This window comes from Microbulbifer marinus (assembly GCF_900107725.1).
Classification (GTDB): Bacteria; Pseudomonadota; Gammaproteobacteria; order Pseudomonadales; family Cellvibrionaceae; genus Microbulbifer; species Microbulbifer marinus.
On the sequence record NZ_FNQO01000001.1, the window covers coordinates 1,380,505 to 1,407,332 of the forward strand.

At 59.7% G+C, this 26,828-nt stretch carries 21 protein-coding genes; 12 read left to right on the plus strand and 9 right to left on the minus strand.

Annotation, left to right across the window (positions count from 1 at the left end; genetic code table 11):
• Window positions 1-30: 30 nt before the first annotated feature.
• From BLW36_RS05965 to sdhC, 5 genes are all read right to left on the minus strand, one after another.
• Window positions 31-2,859, minus strand: coding sequence for a 2-oxoglutarate dehydrogenase E1 component (locus tag BLW36_RS05965; protein ID WP_091386988.1), 2,829 nt, complete (start codon window positions 2,857-2,859; stop codon window positions 31-33).
• Window positions 2,860-3,069: 210 nt separating this feature from the next.
• Window positions 3,070-3,774, minus strand: a complete 705-nt coding sequence (locus BLW36_RS05970) for a succinate dehydrogenase iron-sulfur subunit (RefSeq protein ID WP_091386107.1) — start codon at window positions 3,772-3,774, stop codon at window positions 3,070-3,072.
• Between the two features lie 19 nt (window positions 3,775-3,793).
• Window positions 3,794-5,566, minus strand: a complete 1,773-nt coding sequence (gene sdhA, locus BLW36_RS05975; protein WP_091386109.1) for a succinate dehydrogenase flavoprotein subunit — start codon at window positions 5,564-5,566, stop codon at window positions 3,794-3,796.
• Window positions 5,567-5,569: 3 nt separating this feature from the next.
• Complete coding sequence (sdhD, locus tag BLW36_RS05980) at window positions 5,570-5,938, minus strand: succinate dehydrogenase, hydrophobic membrane anchor protein (RefSeq protein ID WP_091386111.1); 369 nt, start codon at window positions 5,936-5,938, stop codon at window positions 5,570-5,572.
• Window positions 5,932-6,306, minus strand: a complete 375-nt coding sequence (gene sdhC, locus BLW36_RS05985; RefSeq protein WP_091386113.1) for a succinate dehydrogenase, cytochrome b556 subunit — start codon at window positions 6,304-6,306, stop codon at window positions 5,932-5,934. The genes sdhD and sdhC overlap by 7 nt, the downstream gene beginning before the upstream one ends.
• Before the next feature lie 450 nt (window positions 6,307-6,756).
• On the opposite strand from sdhC, the gene gltA reads away from it, so the two are divergent.
• From gltA to BLW36_RS06020, 7 genes are all read left to right on the plus strand, one after another.
• Entirely contained in the window at window positions 6,757-8,046 is a 1,290-nt protein-coding gene (gene gltA / locus BLW36_RS05990) for a citrate synthase (protein WP_091386115.1), read from the plus strand.
• Between the two features lie 403 nt (window positions 8,047-8,449).
• Window positions 8,450-8,974, plus strand: coding sequence for a hemerythrin domain-containing protein (locus BLW36_RS05995; protein WP_091386117.1), 525 nt, complete (start codon window positions 8,450-8,452; stop codon window positions 8,972-8,974).
• 412 nt (window positions 8,975-9,386) lie between these two features.
• Window positions 9,387-11,801, plus strand: coding sequence for a TonB-dependent receptor (locus tag BLW36_RS06000; RefSeq protein WP_091386118.1), 2,415 nt, complete (start codon window positions 9,387-9,389; stop codon window positions 11,799-11,801).
• Between the two features lie 367 nt (window positions 11,802-12,168).
• Window positions 12,169-14,175: an FAD-dependent oxidoreductase gene (locus tag BLW36_RS06005; protein ID WP_170833135.1), complete on the plus strand. Its 2,007-nt coding sequence runs from the start codon at window positions 12,169-12,171 to the stop codon at window positions 14,173-14,175.
• Entirely contained in the window at window positions 14,176-15,516 is a 1,341-nt protein-coding gene (locus BLW36_RS06010) for a cytochrome c3 family protein (RefSeq protein WP_091386122.1), read from the plus strand.
• A gap of 12 nt (window positions 15,517-15,528) precedes the next feature.
• On the plus strand, window positions 15,529-16,077 hold the full coding sequence (locus tag BLW36_RS06015; RefSeq protein WP_091386124.1) for a Tll0287-like domain-containing protein: 549 nt from the start codon (window positions 15,529-15,531) through the stop codon (window positions 16,075-16,077).
• A 346-nt stretch (window positions 16,078-16,423) separates the two neighbouring features.
• Window positions 16,424-17,650: a glycosyltransferase gene (locus tag BLW36_RS06020; protein WP_091386126.1), complete on the plus strand. Its 1,227-nt coding sequence runs from the start codon at window positions 16,424-16,426 to the stop codon at window positions 17,648-17,650.
• Window positions 17,651-17,968: 318 nt separating this feature from the next.
• Here BLW36_RS06020 and BLW36_RS06025 read toward each other — a convergent pair whose 3' ends face one another.
• Window positions 17,969-18,181 carry a DUF3820 family protein gene (locus BLW36_RS06025; RefSeq protein ID WP_091386127.1) on the minus strand — a complete coding sequence of 71 codons (213 nt, stop codon included), beginning with the start codon at window positions 18,179-18,181 and terminating at the stop codon, window positions 17,969-17,971.
• 284 nt (window positions 18,182-18,465) lie between these two features.
• Here BLW36_RS06025 and BLW36_RS06030 point away from each other — a divergent pair, with 284 nt between their 5' ends.
• Both BLW36_RS06030 and BLW36_RS06035 read left to right on the plus strand, forming a co-directional pair.
• Entirely contained in the window at window positions 18,466-18,732 is a 267-nt protein-coding gene (locus BLW36_RS06030) for a glycine zipper domain-containing protein (protein WP_091386129.1), read from the plus strand.
• A gap of 108 nt (window positions 18,733-18,840) precedes the next feature.
• Window positions 18,841-19,101: a glycine zipper domain-containing protein gene (locus BLW36_RS06035; RefSeq protein WP_091386130.1), complete on the plus strand. Its 261-nt coding sequence runs from the start codon at window positions 18,841-18,843 to the stop codon at window positions 19,099-19,101.
• A 65-nt stretch (window positions 19,102-19,166) separates the two neighbouring features.
• Here the strand turns inward: BLW36_RS06035 and BLW36_RS06040 are convergent, their stop codons facing one another.
• From BLW36_RS06040 to dcd, 3 genes are read right to left on the minus strand one after another with little or no spacing between them, the layout of a single operon-like run.
• A complete protein-coding gene (locus tag BLW36_RS06040; RefSeq protein WP_091386132.1) occupies window positions 19,167-19,352 on the minus strand; it encodes a hypothetical protein in 186 nt (61 codons plus the stop codon).
• A 16-nt stretch (window positions 19,353-19,368) separates the two neighbouring features.
• Window positions 19,369-20,577, minus strand: a complete 1,209-nt coding sequence (locus tag BLW36_RS06045; RefSeq protein WP_091386134.1) for a BaiN/RdsA family NAD(P)/FAD-dependent oxidoreductase — start codon at window positions 20,575-20,577, stop codon at window positions 19,369-19,371.
• A 43-nt stretch (window positions 20,578-20,620) separates the two neighbouring features.
• The gene (dcd, locus tag BLW36_RS06050; protein ID WP_091386136.1) at window positions 20,621-21,190 is read right to left on the minus strand and encodes a dCTP deaminase; all 570 of its coding nucleotides are present in this window, start codon (window positions 21,188-21,190) and stop codon (window positions 20,621-20,623) included.
• Window positions 21,191-21,415: 225 nt separating this feature from the next.
• Here dcd and imuA point away from each other — a divergent pair, with 225 nt between their 5' ends.
• The 3 genes from imuA (at window position 21,416) to BLW36_RS06065 (ending at window position 26,816) form a co-directional block, all read left to right on the plus strand.
• Entirely contained in the window at window positions 21,416-22,123 is a 708-nt protein-coding gene (gene imuA, locus BLW36_RS06055) for a translesion DNA synthesis-associated protein ImuA (protein ID WP_091386138.1), read from the plus strand.
• 24 nt (window positions 22,124-22,147) lie between these two features.
• Window positions 22,148-23,659: a Y-family DNA polymerase gene (locus BLW36_RS06060; RefSeq protein WP_091386140.1), complete on the plus strand. Its 1,512-nt coding sequence runs from the start codon at window positions 22,148-22,150 to the stop codon at window positions 23,657-23,659.
• A 64-nt stretch (window positions 23,660-23,723) separates the two neighbouring features.
• On the plus strand, window positions 23,724-26,816 hold the full coding sequence (locus tag BLW36_RS06065) for an error-prone DNA polymerase (protein WP_091386990.1): 3,093 nt from the start codon (window positions 23,724-23,726) through the stop codon (window positions 26,814-26,816).
• Window positions 26,817-26,828 lie beyond the last annotated feature (12 nt).

A 26,828-nucleotide genomic window follows, 5' to 3' on the forward strand; every position in this document is an offset into this window, starting at 1 on the left:
GATTGACTCTTCACTAATTACTGCCGCCGATTACTTGACGGTCAGCGCCTCGTTGATGAACTTGTTCTGTTCTTCCAGGTGCGTGGACATATAGCCCGCCGCCGGTGCCGCAGACGGCTCGCGGCCCACGTACTGCAGGTCCAGTTTCGGATGTGTTTCCGCCAGCAGGCGACGCAGGTGGTGCTGACTGTGATACCAGGCACCCTGGTTCATCGGCTCTTCCTGACACCAGGCCACGCTCTTGATGTTCTTGAACGCGGACACCGCCTCCACGAACTCTTCGTCCGGGAAGGGATACAGCTGCTCGATGCGCACCAGCGCCACGTCTTCCTGCTCACGCTCCATGCGCGCTTCCAGCAAATGGTAGTAGACCTTGCCGGAGCACAGGATCAGGCGTTTGACCTTGGCGGGATCCACACCGTCATCCTGGATCACGTTGTGGAACTGGCCATTGGCCAGTTCGTCCAGGCTGGAAGTGGCCAGCTTGTGACGCAGAATCCACTTGGGGCTCATGATGATGAGCGGGCGGCGCATCGGGCGGACTGCCTGGCGGCGCAGCAGGTGGAAAATCTGTGCCGGCGTGGTGGCGTTACACACCTGGATATTGTGCTCGGCGCACAGCTGCATGAAGCGCTCCAGACGCGCGGAGGAGTGCTCCGGTCCCTGCCCTTCATAGCCGTGCGGCAGCAGCATCACCAGGCCGCACATACGGCCCCACTTGTGCTCACCGGAGGTGATGAACTGGTCGATCACCACCTGCGCGCCATTGGCGAAGTCACCGAACTGGGCTTCCCAGACCACCAGCGACTTGGGCGTGGTGGTGGCGTAACCGTATTCGAACGCCAGCACCGCCTCTTCCGACAGCAGTGTGTCGTAGATATAGAACGGCGGCTGGTCTTCGTACATGTGCTGCAGCGGCACATAGGACTGACCGTCCTTCTGGCTGTGAATCACCGCGTGACGGTGAGAGAAGGTACCGCGACCGACGTCCTCACCGGTGAAGCGGACCATATAGCCCTCTTCCAGCAGCGTGCCGTAGGCGAGCGTTTCGGCCATGCCCCAGTTCAGCGGCAGTGCGCCGCCAGCCATCTTGCGGCGATCGTCGTAGATCTTGGCCACCTGGCGCTGCATCACCACGCCGTCGGGCACGGTGGTCATGCGGGTGGCCACGTCCTTCAGCTTCGGCAGCGGGAAACCGGTATCGGCCGGCGTCTGCCAGTCGTGATTCAGGTAGGGGCTCCAGTCCACGAACATGGACTCGTCCGGCTGTTTCACCAGACCGGTGGCCACGTCCTCGCCGCGATCCAGCTTGTCGCGGTAGTCGCTGGCCAGCTTGTCCGCGGCCGGCTTGTCCAGCACGCCGTCATTGACCAGCTTCTCCGCATACAGGGTGCGGGTGGTCTTGTGCTTGCGGATGACCTGGTACATCTGCGGCTGGGTACCGGACGGATCATCGGTCTCGTTGTGACCGCGGCGGCGATAGCACACCAGATCGATCACGATATCTTTCTTGAACTCGTAGCGGTAATCCACCGCCAGCAGCGCGGCCAGTACGACCATTTCCGGATCGTCGCCATTCACGTGCAGTACCGGGGCGTCGATCATCTTCGCCACATCGGTACAGTACTCGGTGGAACGGGCGTCCTCGCGCTTGCTGGTGGTGAAGCCCACCTGGTTGTTCAGCACGATATGCACGGTGCCGCCGGTGTAGAAGCCGCGGGTCTGGGACATCTGCAGGGTTTCCTGCACCACGCCCTGACCGGCGAAGGCGGCGTCGCCGTGGATATTGATCGGCAGAACTTTTTCACCGGTGGGATCGTTGCGGCGATCCTGGCGCGCGCGCACGGAGCCTTCCACCACCGGCGCACAGATCTCCAGGTGCGACGGGTTGAAAGCAAGCGCCAGGTGTACTTCGCCACCCGGGGTCATTACGTTGGAGGAGAAGCCCTGGTGGTACTTCACATCGCCGGAGGTATCCAGGGTCTTCTTGCCCTCGAATTCCTCAAACAGGTCAGTCGGGTTTTTACCCAGAATATTGACCAGGGTGTTCAGGCGGCCGCGGTGGGCCATGCCCATCACCACCTCTTTTACCCCGTAGGTGCCGGAGCGGCGGATCAGCGCGTCCAGCATCGGGATCAGACTTTCACCGCCCTCGACGCCGAAACGCTTGGTGCCCGGGTACTTGGAGTCCAGGTGGCGCTCCAGGCCCTCGGCGGCCGACAGTCGCTGCAGGATTTCGATCTGGATATCGGTGCCGAAATTGGGCTTGGACTGGCTGCGCTCCAGGCGCTGCTGGAACCACTGCTGCTCGTCCAGATTGGACAGATGCATGATCTCTGCACCCAGGTTGCCGCAGTAGGTGCGCTCCAGGCCCTCGACGATTTCGCGCAGGGTCGCTTCTTCCTTGCCGAAAAACAGACCGCCGGTCTGGAAGGTCGTGTCGAAATCGCCCTCGGTCAGGCCGTGGTAGCTCAGCTGCAGATCCGGCACCTGCTCGCGCGCCATCAGACCCAGCGGGTCCAGGGTCGCCTTCTTGTGACCGCGGTGACGGTAAGAGCTGATGAGCTGCAGAACTTTGATCTGCTTGCGTTCGTGTTCGATATTGACGGCGCCGGCACCGGGAGCGGCCAGCGGGCGGGTACGGTGTTTGGCGAGCAGTTCAAAGTGCTGGCGCACTGCGGCGTGGGACACATCGCCGACGCCACTGACCCGCGGGAGGCTGTCGAAGTAACTGCGCCATTCCTCCGGCACGCCATTGGGGTCGTGCAGATAGGTCTCGTACAGTTCCTCCACATAGGCGGCATTGCCCCCGGAGATATGGGAGCTACGCCACAGCTGCTCCATGGTACTTTCGTGCATGTTGATGCCTACCTCGATTGCAGTGCGCCCGTTTCGGGTGGTGTCACTGCGCGTTCCTTTCACTCACAAAAGGGGAGGCGCCAAAAAAGTCACCTCCCCTTTTCAACTTGGCACCGGCTCTTCGGCCAGCTTTTTAGTAGTTAGATAGGCGCCGCCGTTGGCGCCGAGCCCGCAGCGCGGGCTCAACCGGGCTCAATCTACCCGCTGCCGTTAAACCGCGCGGGTCAGCAACATATTGCGGATGTGACCGATGGCGCGGGTCGGGTTCAGACCCTTCGGGCACACATTCACACAGTTCTGGATGCCGTGGCAGCGGAACACGCTGAAGGGGTCATCCAGGTTGGACAGGCGCTCGTCGGTGGCCAGGTCGCGGCTGTCCGCCAGGAAGCGGTAAGCCTGCAGCAGGCCGGCCGGGCCGATGAACTTGTCCGGATTCCACCAGAAAGACGGACATGCGGTGGAGCAGCAGGCGCACAGGATGCACTCGTACAGACCATCCAGCTTCTCGCGCTGTTCCGGTGACTGCAGACGCTCGATCGCCGGCGCCGGCGTGTCGTTCTGCAGGTAGGGTTCGATCTTCTTGTACTGCTCGTAGAACTGCTCCATGTCCACGACCAGGTCACGGACCACCGGCAGACCCGGCAGCGGGCGCAGTACCAGCTTGCCCTTCGGCGCCGCTTCGGAAAGCGGCGTGGTGCAGGCCAGGCCGTTGCGACCGGAGATGTTCATACCGTCGGAGCCGCATACGCCCTCACGGCAGGAGCGACGGAACGACAGGGTCGGATCCTCGGCCTTCAGCAGTTCCAGCACGTCCAGCACCATCAGGTCCTTGCCCTGGGTGTCCAGCTCGTAGTCCTGCATGTAAGGAGCTTTGTCAGTCTCCGGGTTGTAACGGTAAATGCTTACTTTCAACATACTCTATTCCGCTCCCGAATCAGTAAGTCCGAGCTTTCGGCTCGAAAGCTTCGACGGTGTTAGGCGCAAAGTTAACTGCGCGCTTGCCGACGCGTTTTTCTGCCGGGAAGAACATGGAGTGGCACAGCCAGTTCTCGTCGTCGCGCTCCTGGAAGTCTTCGCGGGCGTGGGCGCCGCGGCTCTCAGTGCGCGCCTCGGCGGCAATCGCGGTGGCCTCGGCCACTTCCAGCAGGTTCTGCAGCTCCAGCGCCTCGATACGAGCGGTGTTAAATGCACGGCTCTTGTCTTCCAGGCGTACATTCGCAATGCGCTCGCGCAGATCGGCCAGCTTCTTCACGCCTTCGGCCATGTAATCGCCGCGGCGGAATACACCGAAGTGGTTCTGCATGACATTCTGCAGTTCCTTGCGTAGATCGGCGGCCTTCTCACCGTCGTTGGTGTTCTCCAGACGGTTCAGGCGCGCCATTGCCGCTTCGATATCGGACTCGGAGGCCTCGCGGTGCTCGATGCCCTCGCGCAGGGACTGCTCGATAAACAGGCCGGATGCGCGGCCGAAGACCACCAGGTCCAGCAGGGAGTTGCCGCCCAGGCGGTTGGCACCGTGTACGGACACACAGGCCACCTCGCCACAGGCGTAGAAACCTTCGATCACCTGGTCGTTGCCGGCGGCGTCCTGAGTCAGGGCCTGGCCGTGAACATTGGTGGGGATACCACCCATCATATAGTGACAGGTAGGCACTACCGGGATCGGCGCCTTGACCGGATCCACGTGGGCGAAAGTCTTGGCCAGCTCACAGATACCGGGCAGGCGGCTGTGCAGCACTTCCTCACCCAGGTGGTCGAGCTTCAGGAACACGTGGTCGCCCTCGGGTCCAGCGCCGCGACCGTCGAGAATCTCCAGAACCATGGAGCGCGCCACCACATCGCGGGACGCGAGGTCTTTGGCGTTGGGCGCGTAGCGTTCCATAAAGCGCTCGCCATCCTTGTTGATCAGGTAACCGCCCTCACCGCGACAGCCCTCGGTCACCAGCACGCCGGCGCCGGCGATGCCGGTCGGGTGGAACTGCCACATCTCGATGTCCTGTACCGGCATGCCGGCACGCAGGGCCATACCGACACCGTCACCGGTGTTGATGTGCGCATTGGTGGTAGAGGCGAAGATACGGCCGGCACCGCCAGTCGCAAATACAGTGGCCTTGGACTTGATGAAAACGACTTCACCGTCTTCGATGCACATGGCGATCACACCCACCACGGCACCGTCCTGGTTTTTCACCAGGTCGATGGCGAACCACTCGTTCAGGAATTCGGTGTTGTGCTTGACGTTGTTCTGGTACAGCGTGTGCAGCAGCGCGTGACCGGTACGGTCCGCAGCCGCGCAGGTACGCGCCGCCTGGCCGCCGCGACCGAAGTCCTTGGACTGGCCGCCGAACGGGCGCTGGTAGATACGCCCCTCTTCAGTACGGGAGAACGGCAGACCCATGTGCTCGAGTTCGAACACGGTTTCCGGGCCCACGGAGCACATATATTCGATAGCGTCCTGGTCGCCGATATAGTCCGACCCCTTGACGGTGTCGTACATGTGCCAGCGCCAGTCGTCATTCGGGTCGGCACTGGCGATCGCGCAGGTGATGCCGCCCTGGGCAGATACGGTGTGCGAGCGAGTCGGGAACACCTTGGTGATCACGGCTGTCTTGAAGCCGGACTGAGCCATTTGCAGGGCCGCGCGCATACCCGCGCCGCCGCCGCCAATTACGATCCCATCAAAGGAAATAGTACGCATGTTCGCCATCAGTTATACACCCCACAGAATTTCAATGCCCCACACCGCGTAGAACACGGCAACCGCTGCCAGCAACGCTTCCACGGCCAGGCGTAGAACGGTGGCCTTGGGCCCCATCATGCGGTTGGTGATGTAGTCGGTCACAACAGACCAGAGACCGATCCAGGCATGAATAATGGTGGAGAGAAGCGCCACCAGGCTGAATACACGCACCCAGCGCTGGGCGAACAGCTCAGACCAGGCCTGGTAGCCGAAGTCTTCACTGAAAAAGATGAAACCCACAATAAAGAGGGTATAAGCAACCAGTACAACGGCGGTGACACGCTGATACAGCCAGTCAAAAGTGCCGCTGCGGCCAAAGCTTGTTACTGTTCTTACCATAACCACACCCCCGCCAACAGAATAAAGATTACACTCAACACCAGCACCGTAACGGCGCTACGGCGACCACCCTCCAGAGACTCACCAATCCCCAGATCCATCAGCAGGTGACGAACACCGGCGAACAGGTGGTAGATAAGGGCCGCCAGGGAAGCCCACAAAATGAGCTTGGCCGGGATGCTGTTGAAGGCTGCCGCCACATCGGCGAAGCCCTGTTCGGATTCCAGACTGGTATCCAGCATCCACAGCAGCAGTGCGACTACGGCGAAGAGCACAACGCCGGACACACGATGCAGAATGGAAACCAGAGCGGCAGCGGGAAGCTTGATAGTGGAAATGTCTAAATTGACTGGTCTGCTTTTGTTCACAGGAAAAACACCTTGTTGCCCTGAACGACGGGGCGCCCATTAGCTTTTCAGATGGAGGGGCGAGCTGCTTGCTGAGCACTTTGCGTACGACTTGCTGAAGCCTTAAGCAAACTGGCCTTACCATGGCGCAAGCCGCGCGGATTATAGGCATTCGATCCCCAAAACACAACGAACGCCTCGGGCTTCCCGGCAGAATTGCGACCATCGTCTAAGGTAACGCGGCGCCAGCGGCGCAGCGGAATTTCCACAGACAATCGCCTACCCATGCAGGCAAAAGCTCTACATCCTGAGCCACCCGCCGGATTTCCTGTGGTTAAGGGACCGGCCGTCCACGCGTTTTGGTTTGACAATTTGCAGCGCGCAACTTAAGTTTGGCCCCGCTCAAAAGCCCGCTACTGCCCATTCTGGCAGGGAAAGAGCCGGCATAAGAACAGTTTTTAGGAGTCCGCAATGTCCGATAAGAAAGCGCAACTCACGGTCGACGGTGTCGATGGCAACATCGAAATGCCCGTACTCTCCGGCACCCTCGGCCCCGACGTTGTCGATGTCAGCAGCCTGACCGGCAAGGGCTTGTTCACCTACGACCCGGGCTTTGTGTCCACCGCCGCGTGCGAATCCAAGATCACCTTTATCGACGGCGCCAAGGGGCAGCTGCTGCACCGTGGCTATCCGATCGAACAGCTGGCCGAGAAATCCGACTACCTGGAAACCTGCTACCTGCTGATGAACGGCGAACTGCCCAACGCAGAGCAGAAGAAGGAATACGTGGACACCATCATGTCCCATACGATGGTGCACGAGTCCATCGTCAACTTCTTCAAGGGCTTCCGCTACGACGCCCATCCGATGGCCATGATGTGCGGCGTTGTCGGTGCCCTCGCCTCTTTCTACCACGACTCCCTCGACATCAACGATCCTGAGCACCGCGAGATTTCCGCGCACCGTCTGATCGCCAAGATGCCGACCCTGGCGGCCATGTGCTACAAGCACTCCAAGGGCCAGCCGTTCATGTACCCGGACAACAACCTGGGTTACTCCGAGAACTTCTTGCACATGATGTTCGGCAACCCCTGCGAGCAGAGCAAGATTGATCCGGTGGTAGCCAAGGCGATGGACATCATCTTCCTGCTGCACGCGGACCACGAGCAGAACGCTTCAACCTCCACCGTGCGCCTGGCCGGCTCCTCCGGCGCCAACCCGTTCGCCTGTATCTCTTCCGGTATCGCCGCCCTTTGGGGACCCGCACACGGCGGCGCCAACGAAGCCGTGCTGAACATGCTGCAGGAGATCGGCGACGAGAGCCGTATCGACGAGTTCGTCAAGCGCGCCAAGGACAAGAACGATCCGTTCCGCCTGATGGGCTTCGGCCACCGCGTATACAAGAACTTCGACCCGCGCTCCCGCGTGATGCAGGGCATCTGCGACGAAGTCCTGGGCGCGATGGGTGCCGAAAACGATCCGCTGCTGCGCATTGCGAAGAAGCTGGAGAAGATTGCACTGGAGGACGAGTACTTCGTCGAGAAGAAGTTGTACCCGAACGTGGACTTCTACTCCGGCATCATCATGAAAGCGATCGGCATCCCCACCGATATGTTCACCGTGATCTTCGCCACCGGCCGCACCGCCGGCTGGATCGCGCACTGGAACGAGATGATCTCCAACCCCTACAAGATCGGCCGCCCGCGCCAGCTGTACACCGGCTACACCCAGCGCGACTACGTGCCTCTGGGTCAGCGCTAAGCGCCTTCTCCAGCACAAGAAACCCGGCGCAAGCCGGGTTTTTTTGCCTGCCGCCAGGCAACCGTCCAAGCAGCTCGCCACCGGAAACCCATCAACCTCCCAGCCCTAAGACCCGCGGTATCGCGCCCTGCCCCGCGGCGAACTCTCACCGGAAACTGTGACAAGCCTCTCAATCCCGTCGGACGACTGGTTCCCCCCATTCAGGACTGCCGGCTTTGACACTTACAGATGCCGGCTACACAGGTAAAATATTCTCCTCTGCACGCCTTTTTGAGCAAATAATTTCGAATAAGCATAAAGCGGATCCCCCCTTTGCGCCGATGAAATTACTCTGCCCACCCCGGGCGGGTAGAGATCGACAACACACACGGTTGCACACAACTAATAATCAGAGGCACAACCTATGATCCGCTTTATTTCCGGCATGTTCGGCAGTGACAGCACGGTGGATGAAGAAAAATACACCCGCAGCGGCTACTCCGGTACCAATGCTGGCCGCACCATCTCTTACGATCCCTCGCTGATCAACGCGCTCAAGAAAGATCACTACACGCTGATTGATATCTTCCAGCGTATCTGGTCCGAGGGCTATGAAAAGCAGGATTTCCGCCAGCTGTCCCAGCTGCTTACCCAGTTCAAGTCGGGCTTCCAGGCTCACCTGATCAAGGAGAACGTGCGCTTCTACGTCTATCTGGAGCAGGCGCTGGCGGGTGATGCGCATACGCTGCAGATCGTGAAGGATTTCCGCACCGATATGAACGAGATCGCCAATGCCGTCGTTCAGTTCTGTAAACGCTACACACATGAAGCCTTCACCCAAGAGATGAATCGTGATTTCAAGCGGGACTATCAGAAAATCGGTGAAGCCCTGACCCGCCGGGTAACCCTGGAGGAAAACGAACTCTATACCCTCTACCAGCCGTCCTGACCCCAGGCCTGGCCAGAAGGTGACACGGCCCGTGTCACCTTCCCCTCCCCCCCGCACCCTTGCCCCTTCTGTTCCAGCTACCGGCAAACGCCGCCAAATCGTGCATCGAGACCAAATCACGGTATGAAGTTCCGCCCCTTGACACCCATTTACAGCGGCTGTAATTTCTGCGTTGGGTAATTACAGGCGCTGTAATTAAACAGTATCTGTACACAGGCGTGCTTGCCAGCCGGTTAATTGGTTTGGATGCAACCTGTTGCCGCTGCCACCTCCCCGCCGTAATCCGGCGGGAGGGCGACACGACAGCAGCCCCCTCACAGGACGCTATCGACTTAGCGATCACGCAGTAGTGAAGGGAGATACCCCCGACGGAGTGACCTCGATAAACAATAAAGACCAGAGGACAGACGCGATGAGACGCAACCTACTTTCCCTAGCAATTGCCACCAGCGTGGCGATGGTCCCGCAAGCTTTTGCCCAGACCCTCGAAGAGGTAACGGTAACGGCACAGAAACGCGCGCAGAGTGTGCAGGACGTAGCCATCAGCATTGCCGCCATGGGCAGCGATGACCTGGAAAAACTCGGTGTAATGGAAGCCGCGCAAATCACCGAATTTGTGCCCAACATGGAGCTCGGCATGTCGCCCGACTCCGGCATCCCCATTTTCGTGATTCGCGGCGTGGGCCTGCAGGACTACAACGCCAACAACACCCCGACCACCGCCGTGGTGGTGGACGATGTGTACCAGCCGTTCGGCGTCTACGGCGCATTTGCGATGTTTGACACCGAGCGCGTAGAAATACTGAAAGGCCCCCAGGGCGGCCTGTACGGACGTAACTCCACCGGTGGCGCCATCAACATCGTGTCCCGCCGGCCCGAATTTGACCAGAACCAGGCCAACGTTGCCGTGGACGTAGGCAACTACGGTACCTTCAACGTGCGCGCCGGTGCCGACCTGTCCATCGCCGACAACCTGGCGGCGCGGGTGGCAGTGCAGAACGAACTGAGCGAAGGCTGGTTCGAAAACACCTACCTGGACCGCAAACAGGGCGGCCGCGACAAGACCCAGGCGCGCATCACCCTGTCCTACGAGCCCACCGACACCCTGCGCCTGGATCTGCGCCAGACCTTCGGCCGCGACAAGTCCGAGGTGGGTATTCCGGAGCCCGAAGGTTACTGGAATCCCAACAGCAGCCCTTGGTCCCTGCCTATCGAGGACGGCCTGGGCAACGCCCTCCCCGACTTCACCGGTCCGATTCCCGGCGATTACTGTGATGCGATCCTCAACACCGGCATTCCCGATGCCAGCTGTGTGAACATCAACGGCAAGGCGCCGGACGGCATCTACCGCGGTGAAGATGCTACCGTGCGCCACTTCGACGACACCTTCAATTCCACCTCGTTGAATGTAGAGTGGGACCTGGATGCCGTGACCCTGGTATCTGTGACCAACTTTACTACCCTGGACTTTTACCACGTCAACGGCTCCGGCAGTGTCGGCACCGGCGCGGCCAACCAGGACGAGTGGGAGGCCTATGCCGAGCTGGTCGGTCGCGACATCAACTTCGACGACAACTACATCACCAACTACAGCTCAGATATCAACTCCCTGTCCCAGGAGCTGCGCCTGCTGTCGAACAGTGACGGGCCCTTCAACTGGATGGCGGGCGCCAGCTACGCCCAGGACCAGCTCGACGAAAACCGGACCTGTAGCTTCAGTGCCAACCTGTACGCCGACTGGGTCGCCTTCCCCGGCTGCGGCACCATGGAATACGAGCAGGAGACCAAGGTCAGCTCCGTTTACGGTCAGCTGGTATACGACTTCAACGAAGCCTTCACCCTGACCACCGACCTGCGCTACACCCGCGAGCAGAAAGATTATGTCGGCGGCGTGCTGCTCAACGACGGCGCCTGGGCCTGCAACGCCTTTGGCATTGCCGATTACCAGACCTGCTTGGGCATCTTCGGCGATGGTGGGATAGAGCTGTCTTCCGGCACCCCGGCGACCTATGATGAAAAAGATCCGTCCTGGAAAGTGACCCTGGACTGGAAACCCACCGAAGACACCCTGGTGTACGCAAGCGTGGGCCACACCTTCAAGTCCGGCGGTTTCTTCGGCGGCTTCTTCTTCGATGCCGAGGCGGTGGAATCCTACAAGCCGGAAACCAACACAGCGGTAGAGCTGGGCTTCAAGTCCACCCTGGCGGATGACACCGTGCAGCTTAACGGTGCCATCTTCCATTACGACTACGAGGGCTTCCAGTCGCCGCTGGAAATCCAGAACGGCAACGCTACCTTCTCGGGCCTGACCAACATGGGTGACGTCGAGACCCGCGGCGCCGAGCTGGATCTGCGCTGGCTGCCGATCATGGGGCTGGACCTGCGCGTGGGCGTCGGCTACATGGACACCGAAATCGTGAAGGGCCCGAGCGGCACCGGCCGTATCTACGATCTCTTCGGCGAGGAAGTGGACGTGGTCGGCAACGAGCTCAACAACGCCCCGGGCCTGAGCGTAAGCTCGCTGGCGCGCTACGAGTTTGGCGTTACCGACGACCTCGGCGCGGCACTGCAGTTGGGTGTTAACTGGACCGACGACTACTACCTGAGCATCACCAACGAGCCCTACGCCAAGGAAGACGGCGGCGCGCTGGTCAATGCCCGCGCGGAACTGTTCCAGGAAGCCGGCGACTGGACCGTGTCACTGTGGGGCAGAAACCTGACCGATCGTCACTATCGCACCGCCACCAATGACGACGGCATTTTAAACAACTACTCCAGCTGGAGCGCGCCGCGCACCTTCGGCGCTACCCTGGCCTACAACTTCTGATGTAAGCCAATCGACCACCACTGCGGTGGTCAAACAGAAAAGCGGCCCATGTGGCCGCTTTTTTGTGCCCGACGAAAGTAACCCTTCCCTCACTGCCACGCACCATCACCGCTATCGGCGGCCTGCCCTGAAGACGACATTGCCAACCCCATCACACTTAAAGCGCGAATTCAGGCAGTCAACTTTTTCCATAAAGCATCCAAGCTATAGACGCCAATTTAATTTTGTTTAAATATGTTGGCATTAAAATTCTCCAATAGACAAAAATTTTAAAATAATAGTTCGCAAGGAAACGCGAACTCTCCGCCATAACAATGCAATACAGAAGAATGGACTGCGAATGAAAACCGGAGTTGGGGAGAGAGGCATGGCTGAACTCGAGGATTCGCCTCTGCAGCAACAGTTGCGGGACCGCACCGCGAGCACTGAGAGTGACTATCCGATTTACGTCGTGGTGGGTACCGGTCCGGTGGGTGTGCGCTGTGCGCAGAGACTGCTTGAACTCAGCGATGAAGCGCAGGTAGTCATTTTCGGTGCCGAAGCCGAATCTCCTTACAACCGCGTCAAGCTGTCCCAATACCTTTCCGATCAGTTGTCCCTCGCGGATCTCGACAACCCCGTACTCGGCCAGAATGACGGCAGGCTGGCGGAGTTTATCGATCGCAAGATCGTCGCGGTCGACAGGAACAACAAGACCGTCACCGATGCCGCGGGCAATATTCAACCCTACGACAAATTAATCCTCGCCACCGGCTCCACCCCTGCCATTCCGCAGATTCCCGGCACGGATTTCCCGAATGTCTATCCGTTCCGCAGCCTGCGCAACACCGAGGACCTGATCCGGCTGCGCGAGCGGAGTCACCATATCTGTGTGGTCGGTGCCGGCGCCCTGGGGCTGGAAGCGGCTGCGGCATTAAAGACACAAAATAATCGCGTCACACTGCAGTCGCGCACGCGCCTGCTCGGCGGCTTGCTCGGCGACGAGGCCGAAGGCTATTTGCAGTCATCACTGGCCGCACTGGGCGTGGAACTGAGCATCGGCGATGCGATAACCGCTGTCGAGGGCGATGAGGTCGCACGTGAAATCCACTTTGCCAGCGGCAAGGCGCTGCAAACCGATGCCATAGTCCTGTGTACCGGTATTCACCCAGAAATCACCCTGGCGCAACAGTGTGGTCTCGATACCGCCCGCGGCATTGTCGTGAACAAATGGCTGCAGACATCCGATCCCGATATCTACGCGGTGGGCGAGTGCGCCGAATTCGGGCGGGACGTCTATCAGTTCGTGCGGCCCGGCTATGAACAGGCGGAAAGCTGCAGCGAGCACATCTGTCGCAGGCACAATCCCGGACGGCAGGCCAAACCTTACCAGGGCAGTTACCGCGATATTCAGCTAAAAATCGCGCACATTCCCTGTGCCGTTATTGGCGACGTGGATGACGGCGAGCAGTATGTCTACCGCAATCGCTTTAAAGGACTATATCGCCAGCTGACAGTGCGGGACGGACGCCTGTGCGGAGCCGTATATATTGGCAGCTGGGACGAAGCCAGCCAGTTGCGCCAGGCGGTCGCCGCTGGCGAAGCGGCCACACCGCGCGCCCTGAAACGCTTCGCGCAGGATGGCCACCTCTGGCAAAAGTCAGCGGCCAGGGGGATCAAAGAGCAGCCGGATCATTACCTGGTATGCCAGTGCAATGGTGTCAGCAAAGGTGAACTGTGTACGGCCATTTCCCAGGGCAAGCGCAACCTGATGGATCTGCAGCAGGCCACCACCGCCGGCTCCGTTTGCGGCAGCTGCCGCCCGCTGATTGCCGAGTTGCTGGACGTGCCCGCGCCAAATCTGGTGATGCGCCACGCGCGCGGTATTCTGATTACTTCCTTCGTTTCTCTGCTGTTAATCGCACTGGCAGTACTGATGCCACCGGCGCCGATTTCGGAGAGCGTCCAGTCACACTGGTACTGGCAGAAACTCTGGTACGACAACTTCTGGAAACAGGTCAGCGGGTACAGCCTGCTCGGCTTCTGCCTGCTCACCGCCTCACTCAGTCTGCGCAAACGCTGGCGTAAGCTCACCCACGGGCACGTAGACCACTGGCGCTATGTACACAGCCTGATCGGCTGCGGCGCTTTGATCGTGCTGGTTGTACACACCGGCTTTCGCCTGGGAGAAAACCTGAACCTGGCGCTAATGCTGGTTTTCCTCGCCGCCACCACCACCGGTGCACTGGTCGGGGTATTTATGGCCCGCAACCATCACTGGACGGATATCAAATTGCGCGAGCACCGCAAGTGGTGGTCGCGCGTGCACTATGCGCTGTTGTGGACCCTGCCGGTGCTGCTCGCGTATCACATTCTGGCGGTGTATTACTTTTAGATGAAAAGCTATCAATTCAAATTCTGGCACTTCGGCCTGTTGGTCACTCTGGTTATCGGCTCGACCGCCGCCTACAACCTGGAATTCTCAGACAAGACGCTATTTGTCAGTGGCGAGATGAGCCATGGCCACCATCAGATCGAACTCGCCTGCAGCAGCTGTCACAGTGACGGTTTTGCCGGTGCCGACGCCATGCAACAGGCCTGCCTGAACTGTCACGCGGACGAACTGGAACTGGCCAATGATTCCCACCCGCGTAAAAAATTTCTCGACCCGCGCAACGCGCCGCTGCTCACACACCTGGACGCACGCCAGTGCGTAACTTGTCACACGGAACACAAGCCGGAAATCACCCGTAACATGGGCGTTACCCTGGCTGGCGATTTCTGTTTTCACTGTCACAGCGATATCGCCGATGAGCGCAACAGTCACCAGGATTTCGCCTTCGACAGCTGTGCCAGTGCCGGCTGTCACAACTTTCATGACAACCGCACCCTCTATGAAGATTTCCTGATGGCCCATGTCGGCCAGCCGGCGCTGCTGCCGGAGGCTCGGCTGCCGGCCCGCACGGCGATGCAGACCTGGCTGCAGGAAAATCCGCGCGAAGAACCACTGCAACTACAGCAGGCGGATCTCAATGTTGGCAATGCCCACGGCGATATCGCCGCTGCCTGGGCAGGGAGTGCCCACGCGCAGGTGACGGTCAACTGCAGCGGCTGCCACAGCGACGGGCAGATGCAGTTTTCCAGTCGCGAAATCGCCGAGCAATGCGGCAGTTGCCACAGCGAACAGCGCGATGCATTCATCGATGGCAAGCACGGCATGCGCCTATCGGCGCAGTTGCCACAGGATTTTGCCGCGCGCAGCGGCGCCATGTCCCCGCCACAGGCGCGCCTGCCGATGCAGGCAGAGGCCACAGGTGAACTCAGCTGCGTCAGCTGCCACGGCCCCCATGAAACCGACTTGCAGTTCGCCGCCGTCGAGGCCTGCCTGAGCTGCCACAACGACAAACACAGCCTGGCCTTCAAGGAGTCGGCGCACTTCCGCAGCTGGAGCGCGGGAGCAGCAGACGGCGTCAGCTGCGCCGGCTGTCACCTGCCGCGGGAACGCGATGGCGAGCGGGTGCTGGTCAACCACAACCAGAATCACAATCTGCGCCCGAACGACAAAATGCTACCGGTGTGCCTCAACTGTCACGGTGCGGAGTTTGCGTTGTCCGCACTGGCCGACAAAGAACTGGTCGGGCACAACTTCAACAGCAAACCCGCAGATGGACACAAATCGTTTGACCTGATCCGCGATCGGATCGCCAGAATCGCTAACAGTAAGAAAACCCAATAGGAGGGGAAATCTATGCGTATCGCCGCTTGTATCATCGCCACGGCAGTCCTGTTAACCGGATGCGGGCAAAAGCAGGGTATTGCACCGGAGCGAATGGCGGATGCCATTTTTGCCGTGATTGAGGCCGACCGCGCAAGCTATACCAACAATGTGGTCAACCGCCTGCAAAACGAGGAAAAAGTCATCAAGGCCGACGAACACTGGCAGGATAACAAGGCGCTGCCGTTGCCGGCACAGATGATGCGCATGGGCGCAGAGCGCGTGGCAGAGCAGGATTCCGGCTTCAATTACGCGCTGCTTTCCCTGTGGGCAATCAACAAACAGAACAAGCCGCGCACCGAGCTGGAAAAGGAAGGATTGAAATTTGTGATCGACAATCCGGGCAAGAATTTCTACGGGCATGAGACCCTGGGAGAAACGGAATACTTCACCGCGATTTACCCGGATGTCGCCGTGTCCCCCGCCTGTGTCAGCTGCCACAACGATCATATCGACAGCCCCCGTACGGATTTCGAGCTGGGTGAAACCATGGGCGGCGTGGTGATCCGTATACCACTCTGATACCTGCTGACCTGATATCTAAGGGTGGGCCCTGCGTCCGCCCTTTTTTGTTTAACCTGCTGCCGTCGCTTACTGTCCGGGATACGGCCACTGAAAAAGCCGCCCGCGCCCCGGCCATGGATTCCCTCGCCAATGTTCCTTTAGCGGCCAAAATTAACTTCCACATGTGACAAACACGGCATGCGTGGATAGGATGTATTGAGTCCGGAGGCTGGAGTAACCCCCGGTCAAACCGGCAAACAACCCGGCCGGCAGGAATCAGAACACCCCTGCAATAACGGGACAATACGGGAAGCTCTCGCCCCCCCCTCGCGCGCAAACTCGTTGACACGGAAGTTAACCAATAATGAAGAAGCTACTCGTAGTCTCGTCAGCCCCGGCGGCATTGGTCGATGGATTACCTTACCTGGATAAAAAGTTCTGCACGGGCATGCAGTTCTATTGCGACGCCTGGAACGGCCCGGTCAGCTGCGCCCTGCCCCTGCGCGACGCCCCCTTCCCTTTCGGCAAGACTTACGAATACGGCGAGCTTCCATTCAGCATCCAGCTGATTTCGAAGCAGGCGCCGCTCGGTCCTGGGGACTTGAGAGATTTCGACCTAGTTTTGTGCTGCGGCGACAATCACGAGTACTTCTATCTGGCAGAGATCTGCAAGTCCCTCTCGGTAAAAATCATTTACAGCATCGAGTGCACTCTTGAAACCAGGATGCAGATAGCCATGCTGGACCAATCGAAAAATTTCCTCAGGAAGATCTACTCGATACTCTGGATCCTCAATTCGGAAAGACAAAGACGCAGGGCATTCAAGATAGCCGATGGGTTACAGGCAAACGGTTACCCGGCGCATAAAGCCTATAAACCATTCAACTGCAACACCCACTTCTACCTTGACAGTCGTATCGATGCCGCCATCCTGGCCAGCGAGGAAGATATGGCTGCCAGACGCGCCTATCTCAGCTCAATGGGACCTATACGCCTGCTGCACTCAGGGCGCCTGGAGCCCATTAAAGGCGCCCAGGATCTAATTCCTGTGGCACAAGCGCTGGCCCGGAACAACCTGGACTTTGAACTCAATATTTTCGGCACGGGCAGCCTGGAAGCGGTCATCAGACGGGATATCGAACGCGCCGGATTGAGCAACCGGGTACATTTCCATGGAGCGGTGGATTTCGAAACGGAGCTCGTGCCGTTTGCCAGATCCAACGCCGATGTATTCCTTAGCTGCCACCGCCAGTCCGATCCCTCCTGCACCTATATCGAGAGCATGGGGTGTGGGTTGGCTATTGCCGGTTACTCCAACCGGATGTGGGCAGCATTGAATCATGACTCAAATGCGGGCTGGTCCGCACCACTGGGCAATATCGATGCTCTGGCCGGAGCATTGCTGAAGGCCGCCGCCAATCGCGAAGATCTGATCGCGCGCTGCGATAACGCGTGGGCATTCGCCCGCAGCCGGGCGTTTGAACGGGAGTTTTCGCAGCGAATCAGGCATTTGACCCGTGTGCTGGACGAAGCTGCCCCCAATAGTACGCAGCTGGCCCAACCCGGAACATTTGCTAAAGAAAAGGTTTGAAATGGAAATAAATACCCGTGTGAGCGGTAATTAAGGTCTTTCGTTATCAGGATTTTTCCGGCAGGCACAAAGAATTAGCGGCCGAATTCATTTCGACCGCTCCCTCTTGAAGCTGACTGGCTCTACTCCCGCTGTTCACCTCGCTGAAGTCATTCAGACCAGTGGTTACCCGCTGTGGGTCTATTTACGGGTTAGTCCAGTCTCCAGTTACGGACCGCTTTTTGTTGCTCCCCTTCTCCATCGGGGACTGCTTTACCCGGGCATTTCTATATTAGTGTCGTACTGCTCAATTACACAGCCCGTGCAGCCCCGGCCACGCTATTTCTTCAACGGAGCAATCAGACCTTCCAGCCCCTCTATTTTTATTTCCAGAGTCAACGCCATCAGCCGCCCCAGCTTGCCCGCGGGAAATTCTTTCTTGGCAAACCAGAGCAGGTATTCCTCGGGCAGATCGATCAGCACACGTCCGGCGTATTTGCCAAAGGGCATCGGCGTGCGCGCTATATCCAGCAGGTCCTGTTGTTCAAACATCACTATTATTTCCGGTTTGCCGGGGCACAGTACGCTGCTCTGGTCAGCCTCAGCACGACGCTGCTCTGGTCAGCCTCAGCACGACGCTGCTCTGGTCAGCCTCAGCACGAATTGGAACAGCGCTGCAGCTTACCCGATTGTAACGCCCGGTATAAGCGTATACGGCGAAGGCGCGCGCATGAATTTGTTGCACCGACAGCACCACCCTAGACTGGCTCCGACACAGCGCGGTGGAAAACAAGCCGCGCTCGCAATTCCTCCATTGAGCAGTAGCAGGGGTCATTATGCGTATCAAATCAATCAAGTCTTTGGGTCTGGCGGCCTTCCTGGTCGCGGGTCTGACAACTCAAGGCTGTGCCCACATGAGCGACAAAGACCGCCGTATCGGTACCGGAGCCGGTATCGGCGCGGTCACCGGCGCCCTGATCACGGGTGATGCGGGAGGCGCGGCGGCTGGTGCCGTCATCGGTGCCGGTGCTGGCTGGCTCTATGACCGCAATAACAAGCGGTACTATTACTATGATCGTCACGGCCGCCGGGTCTATCGCTAGCGCCTGTTTGGTATGGCAACACCGCCACCCTAAACTGACTCCGACATAACCCGGCGAAACTGTTAGCTGGGCTCACCATACCTCAAGCGAGTAATGAGAGAGGTGTCTATGAGTATTAGAGCTGTTAAATCTCTGGGCCTGGCAGCCTTCCTGGTCGTCGGCCTGTTAATTCAGGGTTGTTCCAACATGAGCACGACAGACCGTCGCATCGGTACCGGGGCCGGTATCGGCGCGGTTACCGGGGCCCTGATCAGCGGCGGCCGTCCGGGAGCCACGGCGGCAGGTGCCGTCATTGGGGCCGGTGCAGGCTATGTCTACGATCGGGAGAAGAAGAAGAGATATTACCGCGGTCGTTACTACCGCTATTAAGCACCCGCAGCAACTAAAATTGACCCGGCAATCGATATTGCCGGGTTAATTTTTTACCAGGCCAGCTACAGCAGCTTGGTCTTGGTTTTGCCACAGCGTTGGCAGCGGTACTCGGTGACCAGCCTGCCCTGCTTCACATCGAACTTGCGTTCGGTAACTACCTGCCACTTGTGAAAACCGTCGCGGCACAGGCTGCTGCCCTTGTGTTTCTGCCAGGCTGTTTTTCTCTTGAACGGAATCACATCGCCCATTTTTTCACCCAACCTGTTATGCGACTTCACCAGCCGCGTGCCCCGAAGCCCAGGCCCACTGGAAATTGTATCCGCCTAACCAGCCGGTTACATCCAGGACCTCGCCGATAAAATACAGCCCCGGCTGCGTCTTGCACTCCATGGTGCGCGAAGAGATGCAATCGGTATCCACGCCGCCCAGCGTCACCTCCGCAGTGCGGTAGCCCTCGGTACCGGCGGGCACCAGTTGCCAGGTCTGCAGCCTGTTACCGATCGCGGCCAGTTCGCTTGCGCCGTACTGCTTCAGCGGCCGACTGTCGACGCCGTGCCGCCGCAAGAAATGCTGTACCAGTTTCTTGCTCCAGATTTCCGCCAGCACATTGTGCAGGTGGCTGTCCGGTTTTTCCGCGTACCGCTGCTGCAGCCACTCGGCCAGGTCATATCCGGGGGCCAGATCGAACTCCACCGCCTGTCCCTCGCGCCAATGGCTGGAGATCTGCAGTACCGCCGGGCCGCTGAGGCCGCGGTGGGTAAACAGCATCTGCTCGTTGAAACTGCCCTCGCCGCAGCTGGCGGTCACTGCCAGCGCACTGCCAGGCAGCTCCTGCTGTCGTTCGAGCTGGCGCTTGTGTTGGGTAAAGGGCACCAGCGCGGCGCGGGTCGGGATGATGTTCAGGCCGAACTGCCGCGCGACATCGTAGCCGAAGCCGGTAGCGCCCATGGTCGGAATCGACAGGCCACCGGTGGCGATTACCAGGGATTCACAGGCCACTCGCCCAAGAGAAGTATCGACCAGATAGCCTTTTTGTAGGGCTTCTATCGACTGGATACTGCAGCGGGTGCAGATCTGCGCTTTCGCCGCGCGGCACTCCGCCAGCAGCAGGTCGACAATATCCTTCGACTTGTTGTCGCAGAACAGCTGGCCGAGGGTCTTCTCGTGATATGGAATACCGTGCTTCTCCACCAGCGCGATGAAATCCCACTGGGTGTAGCGGGCCAGCGCCGATTTGCAGAAGTGCGGATTCTCGCTATAGAAGTTTTCCGGTGCCGTGTACAGGTTGGTGAAATTGCAGCGGCCACCACCCGACATCAGGATTTTCTTGCCGACCTTATTGGCATGGTCGAGCACCAGCACACTGCGCCCGCGCTGCCCCGCCGTGGCCGCGCACATCAGCCCTGCCGCACCGGCACCGATAATCAAAACATCGACACTTTCGGGCAACTGGCTGGAGGAGGTTTCATTCATGGAGGGGGATCGGCCGCCCGCAGGAACGCGGGCAGCCCGGGAATCAGGCCCGCGGCAGGGTGACGCCGCGCTGGCCCTGGTACTTGCCACCGCGATCCGCGTAGGACACGTCGCAGACTTCATCGGACTCGAAGAACAGCATCTGCGCCACGCCTTCGTTGGCGTAGATCTTCGCCGGCAGGTTGGTGGTGTTGGAGAATTCGAGGGTCACATGCCCTTCCCACTCCGGCTCCAGCGGCGTTACGTTCACGATGATGCCGCAGCGCGCATAGGTGGACTTGCCCAGGCAGATGGTCAGCACCGAGCGCGGGATGCGGAAGTACTCGACGGTGCGCGCCAGGGCGAAGGAGTTCGGCGGGATGATGCACGAATCGCCTTCCACATCGACAAAGCTGTTCTCGTCGAAAGTCTTCGGATCCACGGTGGCGGAGTGCACATTGGTGAAGATCTTGAACTCGCCGGCACAGCGCACGTCGTAGCCGTAACTGGAGGTGCCGTAGGAGATCAGTCGATCACCGCTGCCGTTCTGGCGCACCTGGCCCGGCTCAAACGGCTCGATCATGCCGTGCTGCTCGGCCATACGGCGAATCCATTTGTCGGACTTGATACTCACACCGCCCCCCCTAGGTACATTTGTGACTGTTCAACGCTTTGTTTTGTCTTGCTGTCTTGGTCGACAGCGAGGCCGAATCATAGCCGGTTTGCGCTGTGCAAAAAAGTGCCAATCACATTGGTACCCCCTTGTTGCCCCGAACCAACTACTGTATAAATTGCCAGTAATAGCTGTACAGATATACAGTCTCCGCCGCGAGAGGGCGGGCAACGAGGGCCGAAAACCGTGAGCAACGCCGAAAACCTATTGCAAAACAATCAGTTAGCCGATCAGTCAAAACAGCAGCGCCTGAGTCAGCTGCTCGCCCGGCCGGATATCTGGCAGGCGGCCAACGAACACAAGCGCCAGCGCAGTGGCATCGCCAGCGGTTACGCCAGCCTGGATGCCCTGCTCGCCAGCCGCGGCTGGCCCCGCGGCGCCACCACCGAACTGCTGGTCAACCAGTCCGGTATCGGCGAGATGTCCCTGCTGTTACCCGCGCTGGCGGAACTGACCCAGCGCGAGCAGATGGTGGTGCTGGTCAATCCGCCCTTCATTCCCTACGCCCCGGCACTCGCAAGCGCCGGGGTGCAGCTGGAGAAACTGCTGATCATCCATCCGCGCGGCCACAAGGACGAACTCTGGGCCACCGAACAGGCACTGCAGTCCGGCTGCTGCGGCGCCCTGCTCAGCTGGCAGGACCGCCAGGCACCGGCGGACAAGGACCTGCGCCGCCTGCAGCTGGCCGCCCGCGAGGGCGACTGCCTGCACTTCCACTTCCGCCCCCAGTCCTGCGCCGCCAGTCCGTCGCCGGCCAGCCTGCGCCTGCAACTGAACAGCGATGGCGAACAGCTGGCGGTGCAACTGCTGAAGCAACTGGGCGGGCAGTCCGGCCAGCGACTGCACCTGGCCCGCAGCGCAGATCTGGTCCGCCGCGACCAGCCGCTGCACTAACGCTCCACCACTGAGGTCACCACCATGCTCTGGCTCTGCATCCAGTTTCCCAAGCTGCCTTTGGAAGTGCTTACCCGCGCCCAGCACGACGGCACGGAGGCCCATGCCCAGGCCGTGGTCGAACAGCAGCTGATCGTGGACGCCAACCACACCGCCGCCGAACGCGGCGTGGAAACCGGCCTCACCATTGCCACCGCCTGTGCCCTCTGCGCAGACCTACAACTGCTGCAGCGGGATATCCAGCGGGAGGAACAGCAGCTGCAGCAACTGGCCCAGTGGGGCTACAGCTTCACGCCGGTGGTCTCCCCCCAGGCCGCCGGCTCGGTGGATGCCGGTGATGATCGCTTCGCCTGCCTGTACCTGGAACTCAGCGGCTGCCTCAAGGCCAGCGGCGGACTGCACCCACTGTTGCAGCAACTTAAGCGCGAACTGCGCCAGATGCGCATCAGCTGTTTTATGGGCCTCGGCCACAGCCCCAGTGCCGCGCGTATGCTCAGCCAGCTGCCGGAACACCGCCAGTGGCTCCGGGAAACACAGGCTCCGCCCAGCCCGCAGCAGTGGCGCCAGTGGATCAGTTTCTCCCCGAGCAAGCTGCTCGACTGCGACAACAAGACCATCGCCAAGCTCTACGCCTGCGGCATCAAGCGGGTCAGCCAGTTGCTGGCCATTCCGCTGTCGGAAGTGGGCAGTCGCTTCGGCCGCAACTTCGTCGACTATCTGGCGCGCCTCAACGGCACCCGCCACGACCCTGTCCCCAGCTACCAGCCGCCGCCTGAATTCCACAGCGAACTCTTCTTTCCCAGTCCGCTGGACAACAGCGAGCAGCTGCTGTTTCCGGCCGGCCGCCTGGTGCGCGAACTCTGCCAGCAGCTGCAGCGCCGCCAGCTGTACAGCCACCAGCTGCGCTGGAAACTGGATTTCGGCCAGCAGGGCTGCAAGGTGTTCAGCGTCGAGGTCTCGCGCCCGTTGCTGGATGCACAGCGACTGATCGCGCTGACAAAATTACAGCTGGAAAGGATCAAGCTGGAGCAGCCGATACAGGCACTCAGCCTGACCTGCGACCAGCTGCTGCCGATGGAGCAGGACAAGCTCGACGACGACCTGTTCGGCAAAGACACCCAGGTGCAGCGCAGCCACCAGCTGCTGGATAAACTCAAGGCCCGCCTCGGCCACGAAGCCCTGTCCGGTGTCACCCTGAAAGAGAGCTACCTGCCGGAACAGGCCTGGCAGAGCGCCGACACCCTGGTACTGCAGAGCAACCGCAGCAAAAAGGGCCACCAGCTAAAACCCATCAACGCCCCCCGCCCCACCTGGCTGCTATCCCGGCCCGACAGGCTGCACAGCCGTGAACACAAGCTGTTCTATCGCGGTGAAATCAAACTGCTGCAGGGCCCCGAGCGCATCGACGGCTACTGGTGGCAACACGGCCGCCACGGGCGGGATTACTACATAGCGCGGGGGGAGGAAGGCGGGCTCTACTGGGTATTTCAGGATCTGACGTCGGAAGACTGGTATCTGCACGGAGTCTATGCCTAGCCCGGGGTCTCCTCTCTCGGAGCCAGCATATTTAGCACATCTATAAAATATGAGTGACGCACCTGTGCAGTACGCCGAACTCTTCTGCCAAACCAATTTCTCCTTCCTGCAGGGCGCCTCCCACCCGCAGGAACTGATCCAGACAGCGCACCAGCTCGGTTACAAAGCCCTGGCCATCACCGACGAGTGTTCCCTGTCGGGCGTCGTGCGCGCCTACAAGGAACTGCAAAACCTGCATGCAACCGGCAGTACGCTCAAGCTGATCTGCGGCAGCCTGTTCCGCCTGCAGGAAGGCGAACAACTGGTGCTACTGGCCCCCACCAAAGCCGCCTACAGCGAACTCTGCCAACTGATCTCCACCTCCCGCCTGCGCGCGGAAAAGGGGCAGTACCAGACTCACCTGCGGGACCTGCTGCAGCTGTGCCATGAGACGATCGCCCTGTGGCTGCCACACAAAACGTCTTTGCACATTCCTGCAGAACTGAAGCAGCACTTCGGCCAGCGCCTGTATATCGCCTTCAGCAACCAGCTGCTGCCGCAGCAAAACCTGCGCAACCACACGCTGATCGAGTTTGCCCAACAGGAGCAGCTGCCGCTGGTCGCCACCAACGCAGTTTTGATGCACTGCCGCAGCCGCAAACCCCTGCAGGATGTACTCAATGCCAATTACCACAACTGCACCCTGGATCAGCTGGGCTACCGCATCGAACAGAATGCCGAGCGCTATCTGCGCACGCTGGCCGATATCAAAGACCTGTATCCCCGTGAAGCGATAGCAAACACCATCACCATCGCCGACCGCTGCCAGTTCAGTCTCAGCGAACTGCGTTACCAGTATCCGTCGGAGGTGATTCCGGCGGACAAAGAATGCAGTGCATACCTGCGCGAGCTGGTGGCAATTGGACGGAAGATACGCTGGCCCCAGGGCCCCGAGCCGCGTATCGACGCCCAGATCGAAAAGGAACTCGCCCTGATTGCCGAGCTGGAGTATGAGCACTACTTCCTCACCATCTACGATATCGTCCAGCACGCCCGCAGCCAGCATATCCTCTACCAGGGGCGCGGCTCTGCCGCCAACTCGGTGGTCTGCTACTGCCTGTTTATCACCGAGATAGACCCGCACAAGATCGGCCTGCTATTCGAGCGCTTTATCTCCCGCGAGCGCAATGAGCCACCGGATATCGACGTGGATTTCGAACACGAAAGGCGCGAGGAGATCATCCAGTACATCTACGGCAAATACGGCCGCGAGCGCGCCGGCCTCGCCGCCACCAAGATCACCTACCGCTTCAAGAGCGCGCTGCGCGATATCGGCAAGGCCCTCGGTATCAGCGCCGCCACTATCGAACAGCTGGTGGCCGAACGGGCCTGGTGGGACAAGCTGGAAGACTTCCCGCAACAGATGCAGAAAGTCGGCATAGATCCGGCCAGCTCCACCGGCCGGGCCCTGCCGCTATTGCTGCAGCAGATCTACGGCTTTCCGCGTCATTTATCCCAGCACGTCGGCGGTTTCGTCATCACCGAGCAGCCGCTGCATACGCTGGTGCCGATCGAAAACGCGGCCATGGAAGATCGCACCATAGTGCAGTGGGACAAGGAGGACATCGAGGACCTGAAACTGATGAAGGTGGATATTCTCGCACTGGGGATGCTCACTGCCCTGCGCAAATCCCTGAGTTATATCGCCCTCTACGGCCCCAGGCTGCGCCTGCAGGATATCCCGCCGGAAGACCCGGACGTCTATGAAATGATGTGCCGCGCCGATACCGTCGGCGTCTTCCAGATCGAATCCCGCGCCCAGATGAGCATGCTGCCCCGCCTGCAGCCACGCAATTTCTACGAACTCACGATAGAGATCGCGATAGTCCGCCCCGGCCCAATCCAGGGCGGCATGGTGCACCCCTACCTGAAGCGCAAGCAGGGGCTGGAAGCCGTCACCTACCCCCACGAAAACCTGCGCCCGGTACTAGAGCGCACGCTCGGCGTGCCGATCTTCCAGGAACAGGTTATCCAGCTATCGATGGTCGCCGCCGGCTTCAGCGGTGGCGAAGCCGATGCACTGCGCCGCGCCATGGCCAGCTGGGGCAAGAACGGGAATCTGTATCAGTTTAAGGACAAGCTGATCCAGGGCATGCTCGCCAACGGCTACCGAAGCGACTTCGCCGAACAGCTGTTCAACCAGATGAAAGGCTTCGGCTCCTATGGCTTCCCCGAGTCTCATTCCGCAAGCTTCGCCCTGCTCGCCTACTTCTCCGCCTGGATCAAGCACCACCATCCGGCGGCCTTCTACTGCGGGTTACTCAACAGCCACCCCATGGGGTTCTATGCGCCGGCGCAGCTGGTCTACGACGCCCAGCGCCACAACGTGAAGGTACTGCCCATAGACGTCCTCTACAGCCACTGGCACCACCGCCTCGAACTCAACGCCCTATCGTCATTCCGGCGAATGCCCGAATCCAGCTCCCCGATGCTCAGACTCGGCATGCGATTGATCAAAGAACTAGGTGAAGAGTCTGCAAACACGATTATTACCCTGAGAGAGCAGCACACCTTCGCCTCTCCAATCCAGTTTCGCGAATTGACCCAGCTTTCCAAAGAGCAGGTCGCAGCCCTGGCCAGCGCGAATGCTTTCAACAGCTTGAGCGAAAATCGTTATCTGAATACCTGGCTGGCACTAAACGAAGAAATGGATGAGTCCGTCCTTACTGAACACAGCCCCAGTAATTCCGTAGAGGACAACACCTATAGTGACTACACCAGTACAGGCCTGACACTGCGCGAGCACCCGATAGCCCTGCTGCGCCGCCGCGACCAGTTCGGGCACACCGTAAAGGCTAGAGACTTGCTGAATTACAAAGATGGGCAGCCCGCCACGATTTTAGGACTGGTTACCTGTCGGCAGCGGCCGGGGAGTGCAGCAGGGGTGATGTTTTTGACGCTGGAAGATGAAACCGGAGTGGTCAATGTGGTGCTGTGGGAGCAGATACAACAACGCTACAGGGCGGAAATCAAGCGGGGAAACATTCTCGAAATCGGTGGGACGGTGCAGATCAATACGGATCGGGAAAGGCAGGATTATTCAGTTATTCACCTGGTTGGACAGGAGATCCACTGCCTGGAATGGCGGGAGATTCAGGCGGTGAGGAGCTTTCATTGAAATTACGATTTC

Coding starts and splice junctions, on each gene's coding strand:
- BLW36_RS06005 (WP_170833135.1), top strand. CDS start 12,169: ATGGCTGAACTCGAGGATTCGCCTCTGCAGCAACAGTTGCGGGACCGC.
- BLW36_RS06010 (WP_091386122.1), top strand. CDS start 14,176: ATGAAAAGCTATCAATTCAAATTCTGGCACTTCGGCCTGTTGGTCACT.
- BLW36_RS05970 (WP_091386107.1), bottom strand. CDS start 3,774: ATGTTGAAAGTAAGCATTTACCGTTACAACCCGGAGACTGACAAAGCT.
- BLW36_RS06040 (WP_091386132.1), bottom strand. CDS start 19,352: ATGGGCGATGTGATTCCGTTCAAGAGAAAAACAGCCTGGCAGAAACAC.
- sdhA (WP_091386109.1), bottom strand. CDS start 5,566: ATGGCGAACATGCGTACTATTTCCTTTGATGGGATCGTAATTGGCGGC.
- BLW36_RS06060 (WP_091386140.1), top strand. CDS start 22,148: ATGCTCTGGCTCTGCATCCAGTTTCCCAAGCTGCCTTTGGAAGTGCTT.
- BLW36_RS05995 (WP_091386117.1), top strand. CDS start 8,450: ATGATCCGCTTTATTTCCGGCATGTTCGGCAGTGACAGCACGGTGGAT.
- BLW36_RS06025 (WP_091386127.1), bottom strand. CDS start 18,181: ATGTTTGAACAACAGGACCTGCTGGATATAGCGCGCACGCCGATGCCC.
- BLW36_RS06020 (WP_091386126.1), top strand. CDS start 16,424: ATGAAGAAGCTACTCGTAGTCTCGTCAGCCCCGGCGGCATTGGTCGAT.
- sdhD (WP_091386111.1), bottom strand. CDS start 5,938: ATGGTAAGAACAGTAACAAGCTTTGGCCGCAGCGGCACTTTTGACTGG.
- BLW36_RS06000 (WP_091386118.1), top strand. CDS start 9,387: ATGAGACGCAACCTACTTTCCCTAGCAATTGCCACCAGCGTGGCGATG.
- BLW36_RS06030 (WP_091386129.1), top strand. CDS start 18,466: ATGCGTATCAAATCAATCAAGTCTTTGGGTCTGGCGGCCTTCCTGGTC.
- gltA (WP_091386115.1), top strand. CDS start 6,757: ATGTCCGATAAGAAAGCGCAACTCACGGTCGACGGTGTCGATGGCAAC.
- BLW36_RS05965 (WP_091386988.1), bottom strand. CDS start 2,859: ATGCACGAAAGTACCATGGAGCAGCTGTGGCGTAGCTCCCATATCTCC.
- BLW36_RS06015 (WP_091386124.1), top strand. CDS start 15,529: ATGCGTATCGCCGCTTGTATCATCGCCACGGCAGTCCTGTTAACCGGA.
- BLW36_RS06045 (WP_091386134.1), bottom strand. CDS start 20,577: ATGAATGAAACCTCCTCCAGCCAGTTGCCCGAAAGTGTCGATGTTTTG.
- BLW36_RS06035 (WP_091386130.1), top strand. CDS start 18,841: ATGAGTATTAGAGCTGTTAAATCTCTGGGCCTGGCAGCCTTCCTGGTC.